Origin of the sequence: Gorillibacterium timonense (assembly GCF_001457415.1) — a bacterium.
GTDB classification, from domain to species: Bacteria; Bacillota; Bacilli; order Paenibacillales; family NBRC-103111; genus Gorillibacterium; species Gorillibacterium timonense.
On record NZ_LN881722.1, the window covers coordinates 522,322 to 544,283 of the forward strand.

Annotated in this window: 19 protein-coding genes; 10 read left to right on the forward strand and 9 right to left on the reverse strand. The window is 55.0% G+C overall.

Annotated elements, in window-relative coordinates:
• Positions 1-223 precede the first annotated feature (223 nt).
• From BN2684_RS06870 to BN2684_RS06880, 3 genes are all read left to right on the forward strand, one after another.
• Positions 224-1,144, forward strand: a complete 921-nt coding sequence (locus BN2684_RS06870; RefSeq protein ID WP_058301411.1) for an ABC transporter ATP-binding protein — start codon at positions 224-226, stop codon at positions 1,142-1,144.
• The gene (locus tag BN2684_RS06875) at positions 1,137-2,069 is read left to right on the forward strand and encodes an ABC transporter permease (RefSeq protein WP_058301412.1); all 933 of its coding nucleotides are present in this window, start codon (positions 1,137-1,139) and stop codon (positions 2,067-2,069) included. The genes BN2684_RS06870 and BN2684_RS06875 overlap by 8 nt, the downstream gene beginning before the upstream one ends.
• A gap of 117 nt (positions 2,070-2,186) precedes the next feature.
• Positions 2,187-3,674, forward strand: a complete 1,488-nt coding sequence (locus BN2684_RS06880; protein ID WP_058301413.1) for a phospholipase D-like domain-containing protein — start codon at positions 2,187-2,189, stop codon at positions 3,672-3,674.
• A 16-nt stretch (positions 3,675-3,690) separates the two neighbouring features.
• Here BN2684_RS06880 and ligD read toward each other — a convergent pair whose 3' ends face one another.
• From ligD to ku, 7 genes are all read right to left on the reverse strand, one after another.
• Positions 3,691-4,572: a non-homologous end-joining DNA ligase gene (gene ligD / locus BN2684_RS06885; RefSeq protein WP_058301414.1), complete on the reverse strand. Its 882-nt coding sequence runs from the start codon at positions 4,570-4,572 to the stop codon at positions 3,691-3,693.
• 11 nt (positions 4,573-4,583) lie between these two features.
• Positions 4,584-5,531, reverse strand: coding sequence for an ATP-dependent DNA ligase (locus BN2684_RS06890; RefSeq protein ID WP_187385755.1), 948 nt, complete (start codon positions 5,529-5,531; stop codon positions 4,584-4,586).
• 201 nt (positions 5,532-5,732) lie between these two features.
• Positions 5,733-7,178 carry a GerAB/ArcD/ProY family transporter gene (locus tag BN2684_RS06895; protein ID WP_058301415.1) on the reverse strand — a complete coding sequence of 482 codons (1,446 nt, stop codon included), beginning with the start codon at positions 7,176-7,178 and terminating at the stop codon, positions 5,733-5,735.
• On the reverse strand, positions 7,178-7,423 hold the full coding sequence (locus tag BN2684_RS06900; protein WP_058301416.1) for a hypothetical protein: 246 nt from the start codon (positions 7,421-7,423) through the stop codon (positions 7,178-7,180). Before BN2684_RS06900 ends, BN2684_RS06895 begins: the two co-directional genes overlap by 1 nt.
• On the reverse strand, positions 7,420-8,586 hold the full coding sequence (locus tag BN2684_RS06905; protein ID WP_058301417.1) for a Ger(x)C family spore germination protein: 1,167 nt from the start codon (positions 8,584-8,586) through the stop codon (positions 7,420-7,422). The genes BN2684_RS06900 and BN2684_RS06905 overlap by 4 nt, the downstream gene beginning before the upstream one ends.
• Entirely contained in the window at positions 8,570-10,219 is a 1,650-nt protein-coding gene (locus BN2684_RS06910; protein WP_058301418.1) for a spore germination protein, read from the reverse strand. Before BN2684_RS06910 ends, BN2684_RS06905 begins: the two co-directional genes overlap by 17 nt.
• A 386-nt stretch (positions 10,220-10,605) precedes the next feature.
• Positions 10,606-11,493: a non-homologous end joining protein Ku gene (gene ku, locus BN2684_RS06915; RefSeq protein WP_058301419.1), complete on the reverse strand. Its 888-nt coding sequence runs from the start codon at positions 11,491-11,493 to the stop codon at positions 10,606-10,608.
• Between the two features lie 195 nt (positions 11,494-11,688).
• Between ku and tsaE the strand changes: the two genes are divergently transcribed.
• From tsaE to tsaD, 4 genes are read left to right on the forward strand one after another with little or no spacing between them, the layout of a single operon-like run.
• Positions 11,689-12,177: a tRNA (adenosine(37)-N6)-threonylcarbamoyltransferase complex ATPase subunit type 1 TsaE gene (tsaE, locus tag BN2684_RS06920; protein WP_058301420.1), complete on the forward strand. Its 489-nt coding sequence runs from the start codon at positions 11,689-11,691 to the stop codon at positions 12,175-12,177.
• Positions 12,174-13,091: a tRNA (adenosine(37)-N6)-threonylcarbamoyltransferase complex dimerization subunit type 1 TsaB gene (gene tsaB, locus BN2684_RS06925; protein ID WP_058301421.1), complete on the forward strand. Its 918-nt coding sequence runs from the start codon at positions 12,174-12,176 to the stop codon at positions 13,089-13,091. The genes tsaE and tsaB overlap by 4 nt, the downstream gene beginning before the upstream one ends.
• A gap of 44 nt (positions 13,092-13,135) precedes the next feature.
• The gene (gene rimI, locus BN2684_RS06930) at positions 13,136-13,576 is read left to right on the forward strand and encodes a ribosomal protein S18-alanine N-acetyltransferase (protein ID WP_082651831.1); all 441 of its coding nucleotides are present in this window, start codon (positions 13,136-13,138) and stop codon (positions 13,574-13,576) included.
• Positions 13,577-13,590: 14 nt separating this feature from the next.
• Entirely contained in the window at positions 13,591-14,637 is a 1,047-nt protein-coding gene (gene tsaD, locus BN2684_RS06935; RefSeq protein WP_058301423.1) for a tRNA (adenosine(37)-N6)-threonylcarbamoyltransferase complex transferase subunit TsaD, read from the forward strand.
• Between the two features lie 448 nt (positions 14,638-15,085).
• On the opposite strand, the gene BN2684_RS06940 is transcribed toward tsaD, so the two are convergent.
• Positions 15,086-16,318 carry an IS110 family RNA-guided transposase gene (locus BN2684_RS06940; RefSeq protein WP_058301424.1) on the reverse strand — a complete coding sequence of 411 codons (1,233 nt, stop codon included), beginning with the start codon at positions 16,316-16,318 and terminating at the stop codon, positions 15,086-15,088.
• 398 nt (positions 16,319-16,716) lie between these two features.
• Here BN2684_RS06940 and BN2684_RS06945 point away from each other — a divergent pair, with 398 nt between their 5' ends.
• Positions 16,717-17,034 (forward strand): LA_3659 family protein, encoded by a 318-nt coding sequence (locus BN2684_RS06945; protein ID WP_058301425.1) that lies wholly within the window; start codon positions 16,717-16,719, stop codon positions 17,032-17,034.
• An 11-nt stretch (positions 17,035-17,045) separates the two neighbouring features.
• A complete protein-coding gene (locus BN2684_RS06950; RefSeq protein WP_234340185.1) occupies positions 17,046-17,909 on the forward strand; it encodes an IS3 family transposase in 864 nt (287 codons plus the stop codon).
• A 992-nt stretch (positions 17,910-18,901) separates the two neighbouring features.
• On the opposite strand, the gene BN2684_RS06960 is transcribed toward BN2684_RS06950, so the two are convergent.
• Positions 18,902-20,980 (reverse strand): ABC-F family ATP-binding cassette domain-containing protein, encoded by a 2,079-nt coding sequence (locus BN2684_RS06960; protein ID WP_058301427.1) that lies wholly within the window; start codon positions 20,978-20,980, stop codon positions 18,902-18,904.
• Positions 20,981-21,281: 301 nt separating this feature from the next.
• Here BN2684_RS06960 and BN2684_RS06965 point away from each other — a divergent pair, with 301 nt between their 5' ends.
• Complete coding sequence (locus BN2684_RS06965; RefSeq protein ID WP_058301428.1) at positions 21,282-21,938, forward strand: 5-formyltetrahydrofolate cyclo-ligase; 657 nt, start codon at positions 21,282-21,284, stop codon at positions 21,936-21,938.
• Positions 21,939-21,962: the final 24 nt, after the last annotated feature.

Below are 21,962 nucleotides of genomic sequence, written 5' to 3' on the forward strand. Positions count from 1 at the left end.
GATTTCATTGGTGTTACTAGTTGTTGGACCGCTTCGTTTCCGGACATCAGATGTCCGGAAACGAAGCGGTTTTTTTATGGGGATACTAGAGCTTCTGGACTCTCGGGCAGGGAGGGTGTTCCCACTTTTTTACAAGGGATATTTATCAATAGGGAATGAAATGGTATTCTATAACAAATAACGGATAGCGGCTGCGGCTGCCTTTCGTACAGAGGAGGAACTTTTGTTGGACAGGCCAACCGTTCTGATTAAGGGGCTTAGCAAGAAAATCGGCTCCCGCCTGATCATCGACAATGTAAGCTTTGAGGTGCCGAAGGGGGAAGTATTTGGCTTTCTCGGTCCTAACGGCGCAGGGAAAACGACAACCATCCGAATGATGGTGGGGCTCATGAAGCCGACTGATGGAGATGTTTGGATCGAGGGGAAAAGCATTCGCCACGAATTCGAACAGGCGATCCGCCATGTGGGAGCGATCGTCGAGAACCCCGAGATGTACAAATACTTGAGCGGCTATAAGAATCTGGTGCACTATGCCCGCATGGTTCCCGGCGTTAGCATTGAGAGAATCGACGAGGTGGTGCGGCTTGTCGGCCTCGAGCAGCGGATTCACGATAAGGTCAAATCGTATTCGCTCGGCATGCGTCAACGACTTGGCGTTGCCCAAGCTCTCCTGCAGAAGCCGACTCTGCTCATTCTCGACGAGCCTACCAATGGACTCGATCCCGCCGGAATCCGCGAGCTCCGCGATTACCTGCGCACCCTTGCGCGAGAGGAAGGCATCTCGATCGTCGTCTCCAGTCACTTGCTCGCGGAGATGGAGCTCATGTGCGACCGGGTCGGCGTCATTCAGAAAGGCCGTCTCATCGATGTTCGACTCATTGGCGAGTTTGTAGCGGAAGGGGAAAAGGAGCGCTATCTGTTTAGGGTTGGAACGCCGGAGCGAGCAGCAGAAGTTTTGACCAGGCTCGGAGTTTCCCTGAAACAGACGGAGGCAGGGCTTGAAGTAGATGCCGGACAGGAACAGGCTGCCGACATCAACGAGCAGTTGGTCAAAGCTGGTATCCGCGTACACGGAATCAGCCCCGTGAAGAAGAGCCTGGAAGACAAATTCCTCGAAATGACGGGAGGGGAAACCCTTGCTTAACCTCATCCGCAACGAAAATATGAAGATTTACAACCGCGTTCGCACCTGGATTCTCATCGGACTGCTGGTGATTGCCGCGGTGCTGACCGCCATTCTCTCCTACTCGATTACCGATCATTCGAACCGGGATTGGCAGAGCGAGGCGCGCAGTCAGATCGAGAGCTTCCAGTCCGGGCTGAACAGCGAGAACCAAATGGTCAAGAAATCCAGCGAACGCATCGTGAAGGTAGCGGAATATCGGCTGGAGCACAACATTCCGCCGGCTGACGATCAGATTTGGGGCGGCGTGCTAAATGCGGCCAGTCTCATTATTCTGGTCAGCATCTTTACGGTGATCATCGCAGCGGACATTGTGGCGGGGGAATTCTCCACAGGGACGATCAAGCTTTTGTTGATTCGTCCGGCTGTCAGAGCCAAGGTGCTGCTGTCCAAGTATTTGGCTACTTTGCTGTTCAGCCTGCTTTTGCTCGCTCTGCTATTCGGCTCTGCGTTCCTGACCAACGGCTTTTTGCTCGGATTCGGAGCGGTGGATACCCCTTATCTGTATTTGGGTGGGGACGGTCTTGTCCACGAGCGATCGATGATCTTGCATGTCTTCTCCGCATATGGGCTTGAATGCGTAAGCCTGCTCATGATCGTCACCATGGCATTCATGATTTCGACCGTATTCCGCAGCAGCTCGCTGGCCATCGCGCTTTCTCTCCTTGTTCTGCTGCTCAGCAGCGTGCTCGTGCTCGCTCTGAACAAGTATGACTGGATGCGGTATTATCTGTTCGCGAATACGGATCTGACCCAATATCTAAATGGCACTCCCCCCTTCGAGGGAATGACGCTCGGGTTCTCCATTGCGGTGCTCAGCGTGTACTTTGTCCTCTTCAATGCCCTTTCGTGGCTGCTCTTCACGAAGAGAGATGTCCGCTCCTAACCGGGACCTGCCTGGCGCCGATTCATGAAGGAACCTCTCTCGGGCAAAGCTAAGCTTATCTGCGGAGAGGCTCCATTTCTCTGCAAGAATCGCCGCCTGGGGGGACACCATGACACCATGACCGGAGCCCTTATTATCCTCGTGATCTTGGCCTGCATCCTGCTGCAGGTGCTCATCGTCCTGCTGTCGGACTATCGCAATCCTGCAAGCTGCGCTGCCTGGATTCTGATTCAACTGCCGCTGCCCCTGATCGGCTTGGTGCTATATCGGGGGTTCGGCCGGCCCTCCACCCGAGCGAGTGAGAACAAGCGCGACGCCGAGCCGTCTCTGGGTGTGGAAAGGAACGACAATTGGCAAACCGAAGCGCGGCCGGACCGCCTCGAGACGCTGCTTCGGAAAATCCCTGCGTACCCGTTAGGCGGGGCGAATGACTTTCAACTGTTCAGCCAGGTGAAAGAAAACTTCGAGCGCATCCTTGCCGATATGGAGCAGGCCCAGAGCTCCATCGAGCTTCTTCTCTACATTGTGCGGGACGACCGGACCAGCGCTGTTTTTCGGGATATGCTGGAACGCAAAGCCCGTGAGGGGGTGAGCGTTCGTTTGCTGCTCGACGGGGCTGGGAGCCATTCTCTCAGCAAATCGTATGTGAATCGATTGAAGCAAGCCGGTGTCGAGGTGGCTTGGCATTATCCGCTCGCGGCGTCATTCTTCAAGAGAAAGGTGAATGAACGCAACCACCGCAGGTTGTTTCTCATGGATCATCGAGTCGCTTACGTCGGAGGAATCAACCTAGGTGACGAATACTTAGGCGGGAACAGTCGGCTCGGGTACTGGCGAGACTCGACCATCCGGCTTGCAGGTACAGTCGCCGTGCCTTTGACGGAGCTGTTCGAGAGGGATTGGATCATGGCGAAGAGAGGAATGGATCGCGGTACTCGGAGAAACCTGCAGCCGGAAGAGGAAAAGCTCGATCCTACATCCGAAACCGAAATAAGCGGGGATTCCACTCAGGGGGTGGAGTCGCGCTGCGACTCAGAAACCGGTAAGACCGATAAGGCGGGACGGATATTTCTTGCGGCGGATGGACCGGATCATGCGGGATCGGAGATCTATAAGCTGTACTTTGCCGCGCTCACGGGAGCTCGTCGCCGGATCTATGTGGCGTCTCCCTACTTCATTCCGGATGAGGCGATAAGTGTCGCGCTTGCAACCGCTGCGGCAAGCGGGGTGGATGTGCGGATTCTGCTGCCCGAGGTGGCGGATCACAAGATCACCCATTACGCTGGCCTAACCTACGCGGCGGAGATGGCGAAGCAGGGCGTTCGTTTCTATCTATACCGCAAAGGATTTTTCCACGGCAAAGCCCTGCTCGTGGACGACCGGATTGCGGCGATCGGCACCTTCAACCTCGACTATCGCAGCTTTTTCAGCAGCTACGAGCTGAACATCTTCTTGACGGGCGAGCAGGCGGTAAGCCGAATGGAGGAGCAATTTCAGCTGGATTTCCAAGAATGCCGTCCATTTGATCTCGCCCAATATACGGCAAGCTCGCGGAATGGTCGGCTGGTGGAACGGGTTTGCCGACTGCTCGCCCCGCTTCTGTAGCCGCATAGAGGAGCAGTCACAAGAAGGACAAGACATGATCAAGGGATTGAGGCTGGACCTGCAGGAGGAGATCTCCGTGCAGGTCCAGCCTTTGCTTCAGATTGCGAAGATGGAAGTCTCGGGGATCGACGCCCGCTTCCACTTCCGACCACAAGAGTGGGGTGGAGACGGATGCCGCCGTTCGGGCACGCGGAGTATAGGGCGCAGATAAAGTCTTGCCATGCCAATGCTGCAGATAATCGACGTAGATGCGATCCCCTCGGTTTTTTTTCAGCCGTTCGATGGTAAACAGCTGCGGATAGCGCTCGGTCAGGTACCGACCAATAAATTCGCCGGCCCGTCTAAGATCTTCGAACGTGTACCCTCGGCGGATCGGAATGACCAGTTGAACGCCCGTGGCACCGGAGGTTTTGGGTACAGCGAGGATGCGCATCTTGTCCAGTGCTTCCCCGATGAGACTGATCGCCTGCATGATGCGCGGCTCTTCGTCAAGGGAAGGGTCGATGTCCAGCACCCATTCCGCCGGGAGATCATCGTCCACTCGGTGGAAGGAGGCGTGAAACTCCAGACATGCCAAATTGCCCAGCCAGAGAAGTGTGGGCAGCGAATCCAGCACGACATAACGGATATCCTGAAAAACAGCGGTTCGGACGAACGGGGGCACCGGCTCTGGAGCATTTTTCTGGTAAAAGGATTTGCCGTGAATTCCATGCGGATAGCGGATGGTCGTCAGGTAGCGGTCCTGGCAATGAGCGAGCAGATAAGGAGACAGCTCCATCAGATGCTGCAAATACTCCAGCTTGGTGATCCCGAGCTCGGGCCATAGGATCTTCTCGGGATTTGTGATGATGAGCTCCTGGCCATCGATAAGAACCGTACCCTTCGCCGCTTGCTTCATAGCGTCCTCCTTCAGTTCGAGCCGTTCCAAGTGCAGGTATGGGGCGGAACGGCAACGAAGGCTTGAATGCTCGGATGCCGAAGCGTTCCATGCCGCGTCCAATCCAGAAAGCGAATCTTCACCGTGAACACGGGCTTCAACCAAATGGCGTCCTTCGCTCTGTCTGGTGTGTTGGCAAAAGGCTTACCAGCCTGTCGAAGCGGCAAGGCTGCCGCCGTAAATTCGGCCCAGTCGGCCCCTGTCAGCTTTCCGGTTCCGGCGTGGCCGATGTAGAGAAAGCGTCCTTCGGAATCATACAAGCCAAGCAGCAGGGCATTGGCCGTGGCGCCTCTCAAGGTCATTCCTCCCACGACGGCGACGAGATCGCGGTCATTCTTGATTTTCACCCAGCGGCCGTCCTTGCTCCCGACTCCGTAGCGGCTTGCCAACTGCTTGCAGACGATCCCCTCCATCCCGCGCTCGCAGACGGCATGGAATAAGTCGGCCCCCTGTCTGACGCTCGGAACAAGCTGCACGCGCTCGTTTGGAATAACCGTCTGCGCGAGGAGCTGCTGTCTATCCGACAGCGGCCGCTCCGTCACCCATTCGCCCTCCAGGAAGAGGAGATCGAAGATCATATAAACGACGGGAACCGAGCGCATAGCCGCCTGCATCCGCTCTTTCGAGCGTACGCCGTCTCTTCTCATCACCTGATGAAAGGAGGGAAGCCCATTCTCAAGAGCGATGATTTCGCCGTCGAGAATAACACTTTTTGCTCGGCAATAGCCAGCTAGCTCTGCAAATTCCGGGTACTGCTCCGTGCGTTCATGCTGTCTACGATTAAACAGCCGGACTTCCTTCTCATCGGCATAGGTCAGCATGCGGACGCCATCCCATTTGATTTGAGCGATCCAGTCCGCACCTTCGGGAATGGCGGAGGCAAGCAAAGGCTCGAACGGGGCGACAGGAGCAGGCAGCAAATGGGTCCCTCCTTCTTGTACGCTGTCAACTGCATCGTGCGGATAAGCGTCGGCGTCAATGGGTATGGAAAAGGGTGCGGAAACTATGGGTTGGAGTTGACAGCATACTACGTACGCTGTCAACTGCATCGTGCGGATAAGCGTCGGCGTCAATGGGTATGGAAAAGGGTGCGGAAACTGTGGGTTGGAGTTGACAGCATACTATGTGTGGGCGGCTTCGCTTCGCGACCGCTTCGCTTCGCGATAGGTGGTATAAATGCAAATCAGCAAGCAGAGGTGATAGCCGATGGCACAGCCGGTCGCCACTTTCTGATAATCAAGTCCGACCAAAAAGCCTATCGCCGCGAATAGGATCGCCAGTCCGATGAACAGGTTCGTGACGGACGTCCATTTTTTTTGCGGCCATGCGGGTCTGCCCGCAGTCCCGTCCTTCTCCTTGGAATCCCCCCCGGTACCTTCAGGTGAAGAGCGCGCCTTTGAGTCGTCCTTTGTTCGATCTTTTACGCCCTCATGCATGGACAGCCCAGAGTTATCGCTGACCTCGGATTTCCGCGAGCGTTTCTTCTCGCGGGTTTCCTTGATCCAGTACCCGATCAGAACCGTGCAGATCGCCAGCGGTTCGATAATCAACACATAGAAGGGAAAGCCATAGTTCGAAAATACATTCACATCGATAGCTCCGCGGAATCCAAGAATACAGGAAAGCAGCAGCAGAAGCCCGAGCGAACGGTTGAAGAGGGTATAGTCCCGGCTCTTCGTCACCGTTCCGATTCCGATCATCATGGCGATGAAGGTGATCGTCGTGTTCACGAAGAAGATGGGAAAATAGATCGCCAAAAAGGGAAGTTCCAGCCGGTCAAAAAAATCGGTCAGAAAAATTTGCATTGCAAGCGAAAAGGAAGGGTATACCTGCTGGGCGGTAATGTTCGTTCCGAAGACGAGGATGCTCAGAGTCAAGAACAAGCAAATGAGAAAGCTGGCGGTGACGACTGAGAATCGGAACGCCGCCTTCATCTGCATTTTGGACGAGAGCATCTGAAGAAAGGCGCCCATCACGACCATATCGCCAAACCATGTGCAGCCTACGATTCCTGCCAAACCTACATGGGAGGGGGGCTGAACAAAATAAGGGTCGACCGAATAGAACGAAAACTGATTGATCAGCAAAATCGGCAGGAACAGCTGCGACAGCAAGAGAATCGGAAACAACAGCTCGTTCACCCTTGCCGAGACCTCGATCGTAGTCGAGCCGTAGTAGATCAGCACGATGAAAAACAGGAGCAGAAGAATTTCGGTCGGTGTGCGCGGAAGCAGCGTCACCTTTGAAAAGAAATTGAACAAGCGGATGTCTCGCATGAAGACGAACCAGATGTGAAGGAGCAAGAAGAGGTTGATCACGGTGCCGCCAATCCGCCCGAAAATAATTTCATGGATTTCAAACAGATTTTTCTGCGGGTAGCGCTTGGACAGCATGACCAAATAAGCGGCAATCGCCAAACCGTAGACCGCCATAATGATAACCGAGAAGGCGGCATCCGATCCGCTCAACTCGATCAGGAAATGGGGCAGGTTGATCAAGGCGGTTGTGATCAAAAGCGAGATGGTCAGGAAAGCAAATTGGCGCTGACTGATAGCGGTTTTTTGCATTAGGCGAGCAGCTCCTTAATCCATTGATAGACCGCCATTCCGACGGGATCGATGAGCGGCCGGGTCGGCATACCAACCTTGATGCCTGCCAGCCAGAGAATAAGCAGGACGGCCGTCACACTGTTGAAGACAAGGGCAACCGCACTTTCGGATTTATGTCCTTTACGGCGCAGGGCAAGGATGTCTGATCCGGTGGTGAATGCGAGGAGAAGCAGGAACAAGATCACGAACAGCAGGTTACTCATTTGAGATCTCGCTCCTCTTTCGCCAGATTGTTGGAGATGAGCCCGGTATGGGACAGATGGACTTCCGTGTGGATGCGGATTTCAGCCTTTTTCAATCCATCGTCCCGCCAGTTCTGCGCGAGGCGGTCCCTCCAGATTCTCGGGTATTTCCGATAGACACGGCTTCCGAGGGCAACGGAGTCCGTCCCTTCGCTCTGCATTTGCTCGAAGCTCTCTTCCATCGTTTTCTTTATCGCCTTGCCGATCACTCCCGATACCATGCGGACATTGTTCAAGTCGTTCAAATCGAGCATGTCGATATCCTCGAGCACGTAGCAGGTTGCTTGCGAAGAGATGACGAATGTGACCTTTCCGCTTTGGCTGATCGAGGGAACAACGTTTGTCTTTCCTTCCAGGACATAAGCGGTAAGGAACTGGCCGGAAGGTAAGGTTACGGTCATTTCATGAGGGGTGATCTGCCCTCCGAGCCAGTGAATGCCTTCCATTTTAGACTCTTCGAAGACGCCAACCATCTTGTCGCTTTTGAATTGGGCGTAACCGAGCAATTTGATTTGGTTTGGGCCGTTTTCTTTTGTCTCAACGGTTCCCATGTAGACAATGATCGGATCGCGCTCTCTGAGGCTAAGCGCTTGCGCCACATTTTTCATATTGTTTACCGTGCGCCCGCGTCCCCGAATAATCTCCCGAATCGCTTCCCAACTGAATTCGTCAACGGGAGTCTTGCCCTTGAGCAGGTCGCTTCCCTTTCCTTTTGCGACGACAATAATGCCGTTCAGGCGGTTCTCCGGCACCCGGGAAAAGTTATCGAAGAGCGGCCGGATTCCCTTCTTGGCCATCTCCTCTCCGATGATCAAGACGCGGCGGTGGGAACTGGACACGCGGCGGGACATGCGCAGGGATTGCATAAGGGTAGCGTTACGCATGGTGGCCGCTTCGCTGGAAACGATGGTGAAGGGGTCGCCGCCTCCGCTCTTGTTGCCCATCTTGGCCGGAATCGGAACCTCGATCGAGATGAGGACCCGATTATTCGGAGCGGCATCCACGGAAGTCGCAAGGGTAAATGCCATATCGTTCAGCTCCGTCCGGTCCCAGCAGCCCGTTAGACAGCCAGCAAGCAGAAGGAGACAGGCCAGAAGCGGCCCCTTCTTACTCGTTTTCACCACGGTCGGAATCCCCCTTTCCTTTGGAAGCTCGAGAAGAGCCAGTGGAGTCGCCGTTTGGATTAGCGCTGCCGTTGGATCCCTTGTTCTTGCTGATGCTTCGCTTGACCTTGATGCTCCGCCGAATCTCATCCTGAGGATGCAGGTAGCTCGGACGCCGGACGGAGGCCCAATGCGGCAGGCGGATCAAGGTCATCTGCGCGTCCCCGCTCGAGGCGGGAGCTAATGGGGACAGGTAGGGAACGCCGAAGGAACGGAGATTGGCCATATGGCCGATAAGCAGCATGCCTCCGAGCATGATCCCATAGAAGCCGAGAATGGAGCCGAGAATGATCAGGGGAAACCGCAGCAGCCGAAGGGCAACCGCTCCGTTATACTGCGGCAGAGTAAAGGATGCAATCCCCGTAATGGAGACGACGATGACGACGGGAGCAGAGACAATGCCTGCTTCGACGGCCGCTTGCCCGATGATCAGCGCACCCAGGATGCTGAGCGCGGAACCGATCTGCTTGGGCAAACGGATTCCCGCTTCCCGGAGCGCCTCGAAGATGATCTCCATGATCAGGACCTCGACCACCGCAGGAAAGGGAATCAACTCGCGGGCGGCGCAGATGCTGAGCAGGAGACTCGTCGGAATCATCTCGGGATGATACGTGGTGGCGGCGACGAACCAAGCGGGCACGAACAGCGACAGTATGAGGAAGGCGTACCTCAACCACCGGAGGAAGGTCGAGAACTGAAAGCGTTCATAGTGATCCTCGACGGTCAGCAGGAAATTGATAAAGACCGTAGGGATGATCATGACCATAGGAGTTCCGTCGACAAAGATGGCGATTCTTCCGTTCATCAGAGCAGCGCATACGGCATCCGGCCGTTCCGAGATCTGCACTTGAGGAAACGGAGAATAAGCGCTGTCTTGGATATATTCCTCCAACTGACCGGTCTCGAATATCGCATCCACGTCGATACGTCCAAGCCGATCGAGTACCTCAGACAGAAGGTGGGGATCGACGATTCCTTCCACGTAGGAGACGACGATGTCTGTGCGGGTGTGGCGTCCGAGCAGGAGGGGCTTCATCTTCAAGTGAGGCGTTTTGATCCTTCGGCGAACGAGGGAGGTATTGATACGGATGCCCTCAATGAACCCTTCCTGCGGCCCGCGCACGATCTCTTCGGTGGAAGGCTTGCTGATGGAACGCAGATTCGGAGCGCGCAACTGGATGAGAAGCGCCTGTTCATTTCCATCCATCAGGAGGGCTGAATCACCGCTCAGCACTCCTTCCAGCATGTCTTCATAATTGGAGACCATCTTGACCTGGGAAGCGGGAATGACCCGCTCCATGATGCTATCCAGGTCATCTGGCTCATCCTGCCAATAAGTCATGAGCATCTCCAGGCTGCGCTGGACGAGAACAGAGTTGACGAGTCCATCCACCAGCACGGCGAGCGCTCCCAGGCCGGGATCAGATTGAAACGGCCGGATGATGACGTCGGAGCAGTCTGCGAACAGCTCGTTCAGATACGACTCGTTTTCATCCAGGTTCTTTGAAATCGGAACATCCTTCAAGTCATGGAGATTCGAATAGGTTTTCGGTCCGATGGAAGAAGAGGACTTCTCTTTCTTATGGGTATCCATGTCATTCACCTGCCTGTGTCCGGGGACAATAATAGTTCCCTCTCAATTGTCATCAGTTTCTGCGTTCGAAGGGAAAAATATGTACAGGTGGAAAAGAGGACCGGGAAACGAGGACGCTTCCCGGTTGAAGAGCGGTATGTTTCTTTCTTAGAGTGCGTGTCGTGTATTCAAACCGCCACCTAAAAATCGCGAACGGAGCTTATAGAAGGTGAAATCCGCAAGTCCATCGTCGGGAATCCGCTTGAATACACGTTTTAGCTTCAGTGAGACAGGGGGTTGACCATCGTCATGTGACGTCAAGCACCGCGCTGGAGCTTTGTTCGGTGCGGAAAGGTTGTTCTTGAAAAGCTTCGTGTGTACGATTATCGACTCCCTTCTTCCCGACTTTAACTGCCTGTTCGCTTGCGCCCCTTGCCGCGCGGCGCGGATGGTTCAGGCGAGCCGCCGCTTGCCTTTTTGCTTCCTTTGCCTGACTTCGCAGCCGCTGCAGGTGTGTCGGCGCTGGCAGGCTTGGCCGCATCCAGACTCGCTTGCAGAGCCGCCATCAGGTCGATGACATTGGCCCTCTCCGGCGTCGGCGCGGCGCGAACCTCCTCCCCGGCAATCTTCTGCTCGATGGCCGTCATCATAGCGGCGCGGTATGAATCCTTGTACTTTTCCGGCTCGAACGGGGAAGACAGCTGTTCGATCAAGAGCTTCGCCATGGTGAGCTCCTTCTCGTTCACATTCGCTGAATCCGGCAGATTCGGGACCTGATCGACGGCTCGAATCTCGTCGGGGTAAAAGATGGTCTCCATGGAGATACAGCGATCAATGACCCGGATTGCAGCGAGGCTGCTTTTCGAGCGGAGGGTCACAGAGGCGATGCCGATCTTGCCGGTCTGCTTGATCGATTCGAGCAGCAGGCTGTAAGCTCCCGCGCCGGTGTCTCCAGGCCCGAGGTAATAGGTTTTCTGAAAATAGACCGGGTCGATTTCGGTGAGATCGACGAAGTCGAGAATCTTGATCTCCCGGTTCGCTTCTCCCGCGAGTGCGTCCAGCTCGTCTTTTTCAAAGAGGACGAACCGGCCCGGCTCATATTCATACCCTCGGGAGATTTCCTCCCATCCGACTTCCTTGTTGCAGGTTGGGCAGGTGCGGACGTAATTCAGTGGAGTCGAGCAGGCTTTGTGGATGTAGCGCATCGAAATATCCTTGTCTTCGGTGGCCGCATACATGCGTACCGGCACATGAACGAGTCCGAAGCTGATGGCGCCTTTCCAGATGGTATGCATGCGAATATCCTCCCTTAGGTCGATCTGGCGAATCATTTCTTTGCTCATTTTGCCCAAGGAAGACCGGAAGCAATCCATACGGGAATGGTGGGCGGACAGCCGACTTGTTCTTGATAGCGACACAGAGCAGGGATATAATAAAGTGCATTGACTGTGCTAAGCGTGTTTGCAAACACGCTCTAAAGGAGCGGAAGAATGGACGGGAATGGACCCTATTCTTTTATGTCCCGCGGGCTGTATGATACGGCCTTTCTAGCGGGCGAGCTGGCGAAGCGGCTCGAACCGGGATCGGTTCTGGCGCTGGACGGCGATCTCGGCGCGGGCAAGACGGCGTTCTCGCAGGCGCTGGCGGTGGCCCTCGGAGTTGAAGAGCTTGTGAACAGCCCGACTTTTACGATCATCAAGGAATATGAGGGCAGAGAGCTGCCTTTCTATCATATGGATGTTTACCGGCTTTCTCTGCCGGAAGCTGCTGAGCTCGGTCTGGACGATTATTTTGAAGGCGACGGGGTGACCCTCGTGGAATGGGCGGAGCTGATCGAGGAGTTGCTTCCGGAGGAGCGGCTTTCTGTACATCTGGCCTATACAGGTCCTGAGGAGAGGCTCTTTCGGTTAACCCCTCATGGTGAAAAATATATCGCTTGGTGCGAGGAATTGAACAGAAACGGAGTTTTGTCCCTATGAATGAGGAATCTATACAGGTGCCGAAGGCGGGCGCGGCGAACGGCGGGAAGCTGCTTGTCATCGACACCTCAAGCGCGTCCATGACGGCTGCCCTTCTGGAGGGGAATCGTCTGATCGCCGAACGGAAGCTGCACGCGGAACGGAATCATTCCATCCGCTTACTGCCTCTCGTGGAAGAGATGCTTGAATCGGCCGGTGTGAAGCCCGCGGAACTGTCGGCCATCGCGACAGGCGTTGGACCGGGCTCCTACACGGGAGTCCGCATCGGTGTGACGGTCGCCAAGACGATGGCTTGGGCGCAGCAGATTCCGGTCGCCGGTGTTTCGAGCCTGGCTTCGCTTGCCTTGGGCACACTATTGCCGGACGGGGAGAAGGCTCCCGCTGTAACCGCAGACGTGGCGGAGGCAGGTCCGGTATGGATTGTGCCGTTGCTCGGGGCGAGAAGGGGGCAGGCTTATACGGCTTTGTTCCGGGCAGCATCCGGTATCGATGAGGCAGGAGGAAGCTATCCCGGTACGAACGGCAGGACGGAATTCGCCGATGCATGGACATCGGATGAAGGCTGGACCATGAGTCGCTTGGTCGACGACGCTATTCATCCGGTGGAGCAATGGCTGGAGAAGCTGCTCATGCTCGAGCAAGAGGAGGCGGATTCCGCCCATCCGGCGCGCGTCGTGTTCACGGGAGAGACGGAGGAGTTCCTCCCGCTTCTGTCGGCTTACGCTGAACGGCGCTCAGGAGAAACGACCATCCTCGAGGATCATCTGCGAGCGTACGCCTGCGGATTGCTGGCGGTCCCGATGCTCGCGGCTCACGCGACGGAGGACCCACACCGACTGCTTCCGAATTACACCCAACTGGCAGAGGCGGAAGTGAAGCTCGCGGCCCGCCTGAGAGGGGAGAACCACACGTGAACGAACGGCTGAGCGCCGAAGGATTGCCCCTGCAGTTTCGGAGAATGAAGCTGGATGACATCGATTATATTTGCGCCATCGAAAAAGAAGCCTTCACCACCCCCTGGTCGGCAGGCGCTTTTTACAACGAGCTGACGAACAATCATTTTGCTCATTACATGGTCATGGAAGCGGGGCTCACCATTGCCGGCTACGCGGGCATGTGGCTGATCATGGACGAGGCGCATATTACGAACATCGCGGTGAAGAAGGAATTTCGGGGAATCAAGCTCGGGGAGCGCCTTGTCGGCGAGCTGATGAAGACGGCCAGCTTCATGGGAGCCACCCGCATCACGCTGGAAGTGCGCGTCACGAACGAGATCGCCCAGAACCTGTACCGCAAGATGGGCTTCGAGAATGCCGGAGTCCGCAAAGGCTATTATACCGATAACCAGGAAGACGCCCTGATCATGTGGGCCAACCTGGAACCGTATCTGCGCAAGTGAAGGAGAATGCAAGCATGAATAACCCAACAGGCGTCAGCGGCTCCCCGTGCTACATTCTTGCGGTGGAAACCAGCTGCGACGACACCTCGGCCGCCGTCATTCAAGACGGCAAGACCATTTTGTCCAATGTTGTGTCCAGTCAAATCGAAACCCATCAGCAGTTTGGCGGGGTCGTGCCGGAGGTCGCATCACGCAAGCACGTGGAATCCGTTACAGAGATGATGGAGGCCGCGATCCGGCAATCGGGGATCGCGCTCGGTGATCTGTCTGCCGTTGCGGTTACGCAGGGACCGGGCCTTGTCGGCTCACTGCTCGTCGGCATGGTAGCGGGCAAGGCGCTCAGCTACTCGCTGCAGGTGCCGCTGATCGCCGTTCATCATATTGCCGGGCATATTTATGCCAACGCGCTCGTCCATGAGCTGGAATACCCGGCGATGGCGCTCGTGGTCTCGGGCGGGCATACCGAGCTCGTGCTCGTGGAAGCTCCCGGCCGATTCCGCATCATCGGCCGGACGCGCGACGATGCCGTCGGCGAGGCCTACGACAAGGTGGCCCGCGCCCTCGGCATGCCGTATCCAGGCGGTCCTCATGTCGACCGAATGGCGCATGAGGCGGAGGCTGCGCTGCCGCTGCCCCGCGCTTGGCTGGAGCCGGACTCGTACGATTTCAGCTTCAGCGGCTTGAAATCGGCGGTGATGGCCGCGATCAACCAAGCGAAGATGAAGGGACTGCCGCTCGACGCATCTGAGGTAGCGCGGGGCTTTCAGGAATCCGTCAGCGAGGTGCTGACGGAGAAAGCCCTTCGCGCCGTCGAGGCGTATGGCGCGAAGCAGCTTCTGCTCGCGGGCGGCGTCGCCGCGAACCGCGGTTTGCGTGAACGCCTAGCGCCGCGTTGTGCGGCGGCGGGGATCCCGCTGCTCGCGCCGCCGATCGGCCTGTGCACCGACAATGCCGCTATGATCGGCGCGGCGGCCTTTCTCAAGTGGGAGCGGGGGCAATACGCCCCGCTCGACTTGAAGGCCGAGCCGCTGCTCTCCTTGGAGAGCTGGTCGGTGCAATAGCTTCCGCGCCTGGCGCGAAAGAATGGGGCTGTACCTCAGTAGGTGAAAACCTGCTGGGGTACAGCCCCTGATTATAGAAATGCCGAAAGATTAAGAGCGAATCAAGCCGGGTGAGAATAAATGGGCTTGATTCGCTCCTTTTTGTGATCGATCGCTGCCTTCTCGAACACGCAGTAGGCGAGCAAAAGCCACCCGACCTTCCAGACCTTTAGGCTGATCTAGTAAACCTCGAAGCAGGAAACGTCGAGTGATTCAAAAACTCCGAAAAGCCTCGAATCGTTCGAGATCTGCCAGACGAGTCTGGTTATTTTCTAATGGAAGCCATAGCCGCTATTTAATCGATTGACGGCGTTTTGAAATTTATACGAAAAACACCAACGTTGCATTAAAGCGCTAAAGTGACAAAAGGCGTACGATGCCCTATTGATGTATTTTTCATTTTTTAGGGCTATGCGGATGCGATGTCGCGCAGTTCCACTTCATAGCCCATTAGTTTGATTTTACGAATCCAATATTCCACACTCTTCTCCCGATTTCCGAGATAATTGGCCCCCAATTCTTGGTAGGGCACCTTATCCCGTAGAACCCTATAGATCATGCGGATCAACAGATGAGAAACCGCTGTGATGGCTTTTGGCTTGCCCATTCGTTTCACCAAGCGGTAGTAGACCGCCGCAATTCGCGAGTCTTTGACCCGGATTGCCGCCCAACTGCATTGGCATAGGACGGATTTCAGCCCCTTATTGCCTCGTTGATTCTTTTTTCGTTTTTTTTTACCGTTGCTTTCATGGTTAGCCGGACATACTCCGGACCATGATGCCAAATGCCCATCGGTTGGAAAATGTCCCATATCCAGACCTACTTCCGCCAAGATGCTCGCCGCAGCCTCTTGGTCAATTCCCGGTATGGTGTCCAGCAACTCCACTTCCGCCCGATACGGGGTCAACGAGGATTGGATTTCGCCTTCCAATTCACCGATTTCCTCTTCCAGATACTCGATATGGTCCAGATGTCTGCGCATCATCTGGCGGTGATGCAGACGTAGTCGGCCATTCAACGCTTCGATGAGCTCGGGCACCTTGCGTTTGACCGTGGTTTTGACTTTGTCGCGAATCTCATGCTCTTGAAGCTTCTCGCCATTGGCCACGGATTCCAGCAAGGCACGGCCCGAGACACCAAAGATGTCCGAGAGAAAGGTGGTGAGCTTCACGTTGGCATCTTGCAGGATTTTGTGCACCCGATTCTTTTCTTGGGTGACATTCTGTAGGAGCTTCCGCCGGTAGCGCGTTAAGTCACGCAAGTCGCGAATGGTCTCCCCCGGGACAAAACTGGGTTCGATCAACCCACAGCGATGCAGCGACGCGATCCACTGGGCGTCGTTGCAGTCTGTTTTCCGTCCAGGCACATTCTTGATGCGCTCGGGATTGGCGAGAGTTAACTGACAGCTACCCTCCAGAATGTTCCACACCGGCTTCCAGTACACGCCTGTACTCTCCATGGCCACCTGGCTGCACTCGCGCTCTTGCAACCAATCCAGCAACCGAAGCAGTTCCTTGGTCGTCGTCCCAAAGGTCTCGATTTCTTTGGAGGGTTTTCGATCCAATGAACCCGATAAAAAACAAGCCACTACATTGTCTTGATGAACATCCAATCCTGCACATCGTTCCAAAATCGCATCCATCGCCAGTCACTCCTTTTACACGATACTAAAATGGAGGACAGATCATGCAACCTTATACAAAGCTGACACTTTATACGCGTCCTTGTCGGACAATCGGCGATTCTCGTGGTTGCAGGGGTCCGATTCTAACTCGGAGTCGTCTCCAACATTCTTCCGACCTCTGATCTGTCCCTTATCTTTATTACCGCAAAGAATGGCGAGGATACGCATGGTTATTTTTCATCTCTGGCGATGGGTGCAAGGCCATGGGGGATTCTAACGGAGATCGACGACGCTAATTGAGGCTAATCGTCGATTTCCACTCCGAAGTTAGTCTAATAACTGCATCCATGCAACTAGAATAAAAAGTGGACACCGGCTAACAGACTGCGGATAATGAAGCCAACGGAGGTGTCCCCATGGGCGAACAACGACAACGGTACAACGAGGAATTCAAAAAGCAGACCGTGCGGTTCATTCAGGAACAAACAAAAACAGTAGCGGATCTAGCAGAGGAACTCAACATTCCAAGAGGCACCCTCCACCAATGGATGGGCCAGTACCGTGAACTGAAATATGAACCGGCAGCTAGCGGAGATCGGGTACGTGAACTGGAAGCGAAGTTGAGCGAACTAAACCGGCAACTCCATGAAAAAGAGCAAAAACTCTCCGATGTGGAAGAAGAGCTCGCCATCGTAAAAAAAGCAGTGCACATCTTCAGCAAACCAAAGAACTGAGATTCCGGTTTATTGAGGATCATCGCTCCGAGTTCCGCTTGGAGAAGATGTGCACAACCCTACGGGTTTCACGGAGCGGGTATTACAAGTGGAGAGTCGAGCGGTCGAGTAAACAGAAGCGACGCAAAGCGATTGTGCTCAAGCGCATTCAATATCACTTCGCCGACCATCAGAAGCGGTACGGAAGCCCGAAGATTACCCGACTGCTTCGTCAAGAGGGACATACGATCTCTGAGCGTACCGTGAGCGTATACATGCGAGAGATGAGCCTCCGCTCGGTTGTGTCCAGAAAATACCGGGTACAGACAACCTGCTCCAATCCCGACCATCCCGTTTCCCCCAACCACCTCAATCAACAATTCAGGGTGCCGAAGCCGAATATGGTATGGGTGACGGACATCACCTCGATTCCTTGTCGAGAAGGGCGCTTGTACTTGGCCAGCGTCATGGATCTATGTACGCGTGAGATTGTTGGATGGCGTCTGGATCACCACATGGAAACGAGCCTCGTACTCGGTGCTTTACAAGATGCATATGCAGCCAAGCGACCCGAAAAAGGCTTGATTCACCACTCCGACCGAGGTTCGCAATACACCTCTCAAGACTACCGAAATCAGTTGTGCCTCTATCACATGAAACCCAGCATGAGCCGAAAGGGCAATTGCTATGACAACGCCTGCATCGAGTCGTGGCACAGCATCTTAAAGAAAGAGCTCATTTACTGCAACCCCCGTTTCAAGAACAAGGACCAGGCTTACCATTCCCTTTTCCAATACATCGAGTTTTACTACAACCGCAAACGAATCCACAGCACCTTAGGCTATCTCTCTCCTGTTCGTTTTGCAGCTCTTTTTTCTACTCATTCCGCTTCCTGACCGTCCACTTTCTTGACAGAGGTCCACCAGTTCCGTTAGTTATATTTGGCTGCCTTTTTGAGCTATTTAGCAGCTGCCGTTTCCGTTAGGATCACACCTGTATACGTCTCATTTCGCTAAGGTAGAAATCATCGCCCTCGTCTGTCTCCAGTTCCCTCCTACGCGCTGTGCTCCCCTTCGTCAGAGGTCAATCACCATATGCGGCAACTCCTCATGCAAGGAGCTGCGCCAAAAGTGGTCGTTATGAGAACAACACGCTTGATTTACATAGCCGCCTGACACATGGCATGGAGCGCAAGAGATCGAGAGTATGCCATATGCGGCATGGACGTGTCGCATGCGGGAAATGGGATACGAATGCCTGGCAAAGAGCAAAGACCACTTCGCATGAAAGCTCACGGTGAGAAGATGTGGCTCCAGTACGTACCGTTACGAGCTCCCCGAACGAGGTGCGACGGTTTTTCGATCAACCTCAGGACTCGTACGTGCCGCGCACGAAGGAGTCACGGTGCGTGTTGGCGATCAACCTCACTCCCATGCGTGCCCCCCAGCGTAAATGTGGACAACTTTATCCACAGGCTCTGTGGATAAAGTGGATAACCCTGCTCAGCCTTGTCCCTGCGCTACCTGATGATGTTGATAAAAAAACAGGAGGCTTCTCTGCAAAGAATGTGGATAATGGGGATAAGTTTAGGGATAACTACCGAATACCTAGTGATTTAAGGGAATGCGACGGGTACCTGTTGTGGACAACTCTGTGAATAGTCGGCTTTGACGCTGGAAACCTCTATAAACATGTGAACAGCCGCTTTTCAGCGGCTGTTCCTGTCGTTCGCGTTATGATCCTCTTAGGTATGACTTAGCTTAAGTAAGCTCCCTGTCTTCAATCTTACCCACGGCCTGCAACACACCTGCGCGGTCCGACTCTTAAGATCATCCTAAGCAGCCTGTCTCACTCGTGGGCAGGATGCATCTCCCCGTCAGTCGGTCGACTACGTGAGCAGTTCCTCCCACTCGGCATAGACCTTTTCCAGCTCGGCCTTGCGGGTATCGATCGCTTCGTTCTTTTCCTGCACGAGCAGGTAATCGTTGTAGACCTCGGGCTGTGTGAGCTCTTCCTCGAGCACTGCCAATTCTTCCTCCAGCCGGGCGATTTCCTTCTCCAGCTGTTCGATCCGCCTCTGGCGGCTGCGCTCTTCACGCTTGGCCTGCTTGTCCGTCTCGTAATCGCCAGTCCGTATCGGTTGACTGCCCGCTTCGGAGCTGCCTCCTCTCGCTGCAGCCGTTCCTTCGCCGCTACTCTTCCCGCCAACGTTTGGAATGCCCGAGACTCCGCTGCTGTTTTTGGACGCGGACCCTGCATCGGCTTCGCTGCGGCTTCCGCCGCCGAAGCTTCCCGGCGTATGCTTGGTCGCTCCTTTTTTCCCGGAAGCGAGCTCTCCTTCGATGTCGGCGAGCTCCTTCTTCTTTTCCAGGTAATCGTCGTAATTGCCCAAGAAGTTCTCCACGCCATCCGGATGAAGCTCGAGAATCCGTTCCGCCATTTTGTTCAGGAAGTAGCGGTCATGGGAAATGAACAGCAGGGTTCCTTCGTAATCGATGAGAGAAGCCTCCAGTACTTCCTTGCTGTATAGATCGAGATGGTTCGTCGGTTCGTCAAGAATGAGCACGTTCGCATTTTGCAGCATCAGCTTGGCGAGGGAGACCCGCGCTTTTTCGCCGCCGCTCAGCGCGGCTACTTTCTTGAAGACATCTTCGCCGCTGAACAGGAAATTGCCCAGCACCGTGCGGATGCGCGCTTCCTCCAGATGTGGATAAGCGCTCCAGAGCTCCTCCAGAACGGTGTGGTTGGGGTTCAGGTTCTTTTGCTCCTGATCATAGTACCCGATGCGTACATTCGTCCCCCACTCATAGAGGCCCGCTTCCGCCTGACGGGCTCCGGTCAGCACCTTGAGCAGTGTCGATTTGCCAATCCCGTTCGGCCCGATGAGGGCGACCGTCTCGCCACGGGACAATTGGAAGCTGACATTACGGAACAACGGCGGGTCATTCTGAAAAGCTACGGCAATTCGGTCCGCCCGCAGGACATCCTTGCCCGTGATCACATCCACTTCAAAGGAGAAAGAAGCCCGCTTCAGGTCGCCAAGCGGTTTGTCCATCCGGTCCATCTTATCAAGCGCTTTGCGCCGGCTCTGCGCCCTTTTGGTGGTGGAGGCTCTCACGATGTTCTTTTGGATAAAGTCCTCCATGCGCGCGATTTCGTCCTGCTGCTTCTCGTATTGCTTCATTTGAGATTCGTATTCAGCTGCCTTGATCTCAATGTATTTGGAATAATTGCCGGTATACCGTTTGGACGTGTGCCGCTCGATCTCATAGATCGTGCCGACGAGGGCATCGAGAAAATAACGGTCATGGGAGACGACGACGATGGCGCCTGGGTATCCACGTAGATACTCCTCCAGCCAGGTCAACGTATCGATGTCCAAATGGTTGGTCGGTTCGTCGAGCAGAAGCAGATCAGGCTCGCGGAGAAGCATCTTGGCGAGCGCCAGTCGAGTCTTTTGGCCACCGCTCAAGGTTTCGATGGAGGTCGTAGGAGGAAACTCTCCGAAGCCCATCCCGCTCAAAATCCCCCGGATCTTTGCCTCGATGCCGTAGCCGCCTTTTTCCCGAAAGTAATCCGATCGGGCCGCATACTTGTTCAAAATATCCTCATAGCGTTTGCTGTCATGGGGAAGAGAGGGATCCGCCATCACTTCCTCCAGCTCCCTGAGCTCGCGTTCTACCGCCAGAAGGGGCTCGAACACCTCCAGCATCTCTTCGCGGATCGTGCTTTTGGAGTCCAGGCCGCTGTTTTGCGCCAGATAGCCGATCGTCGTTTCCTTGGCTTTGAACATATCGCCGCTGTCATACGACATTTCCCCGGCAATAATCTGCAAAAATGTCGATTTGCCCGCGCCGTTTACGCCGACGAGACCAATTTTTTCGCGTTCATTGACGAGCATCGTTATATTGGAGAGCACAGGGCGAACCCCGTAGCTCTTGTTGATGTTAACTGCTTGAAGCAACATGATAGACCGATTCCTCCACCTCTATAATCAAACCTTGTCCTTTTCTCTAGTTTACCTGAAACCTAATAAAAGCAGAAGCTACCCGTTCCGTTTAGCCTAAAAAATCCTCTGGGCGACGCTTAACGCCGTTGAGATATCCTCCGTTTGCTCATAATCGCGATAGCTGTGCAGCAGGAAGAAACCCGTGGATATCCAGGAAAAACACGCGTTTGTTCCTGCTTTTTCTTGCCCAGCCGCTATGATACAATAGGAGGGATTCAGGAACGAACATGCAGCTTTTCCTTCGAAAGGCAGGAGAGATATGGACGCGGCAGCTCCGAAAAACCGCATGCGGGAGGACATGCTCCGTCTTCGCGCTGCGCTGTCACCGGAGGAACGCGCCGAACGGACGAAGGCCTTGTGCCAGCGACTTTGCGCGGAGTTCTCCATCCAGCTTCTGGCGAATGGAGATAAGCCGCTAGCATATCCGGTGCTGGTGTACCTTCCTTTTGGCAGCGAACCGGATCTCATGCCGGCTATCGAATGGCTCTGGCAGCGCGACATCCCTGTGGCGGCCCCCCGCGCTTTGCGAAATCCGCGCAGACTGGAATGGAGAAGGGTGCAGAGCGCGAGAGATCTGGAACCGGGCGTCTGGGGAATACGCGAGCCGAAGCGGGAATGTCCCCTTGTTTCGGAGGAGGATGCCGGGAAAGCGGCGCTCATCCTGGTGCCGGGAGTCGCATTTGACTTGACAGGCGGCAGACTCGGCTACGGCGGCGGGTATTACGACCGTTTTTTGGGAGGCACCGTTTTGACGGAGCAGGCTCAAATGGAGGCAAGCACCGGTCGGAAGGAAACACCAACTCGTACGATAGCAGCCGCATTCGATCTTCAGCTTGTTTCCCATGTACCGACAGAGGAGCATGATATCCGCATTGGATGCCTCGTTACGGAGAGCCGTACGGTTCTGTGCCGGTAAGAGGCAAGAAAGATTTAGAAATCG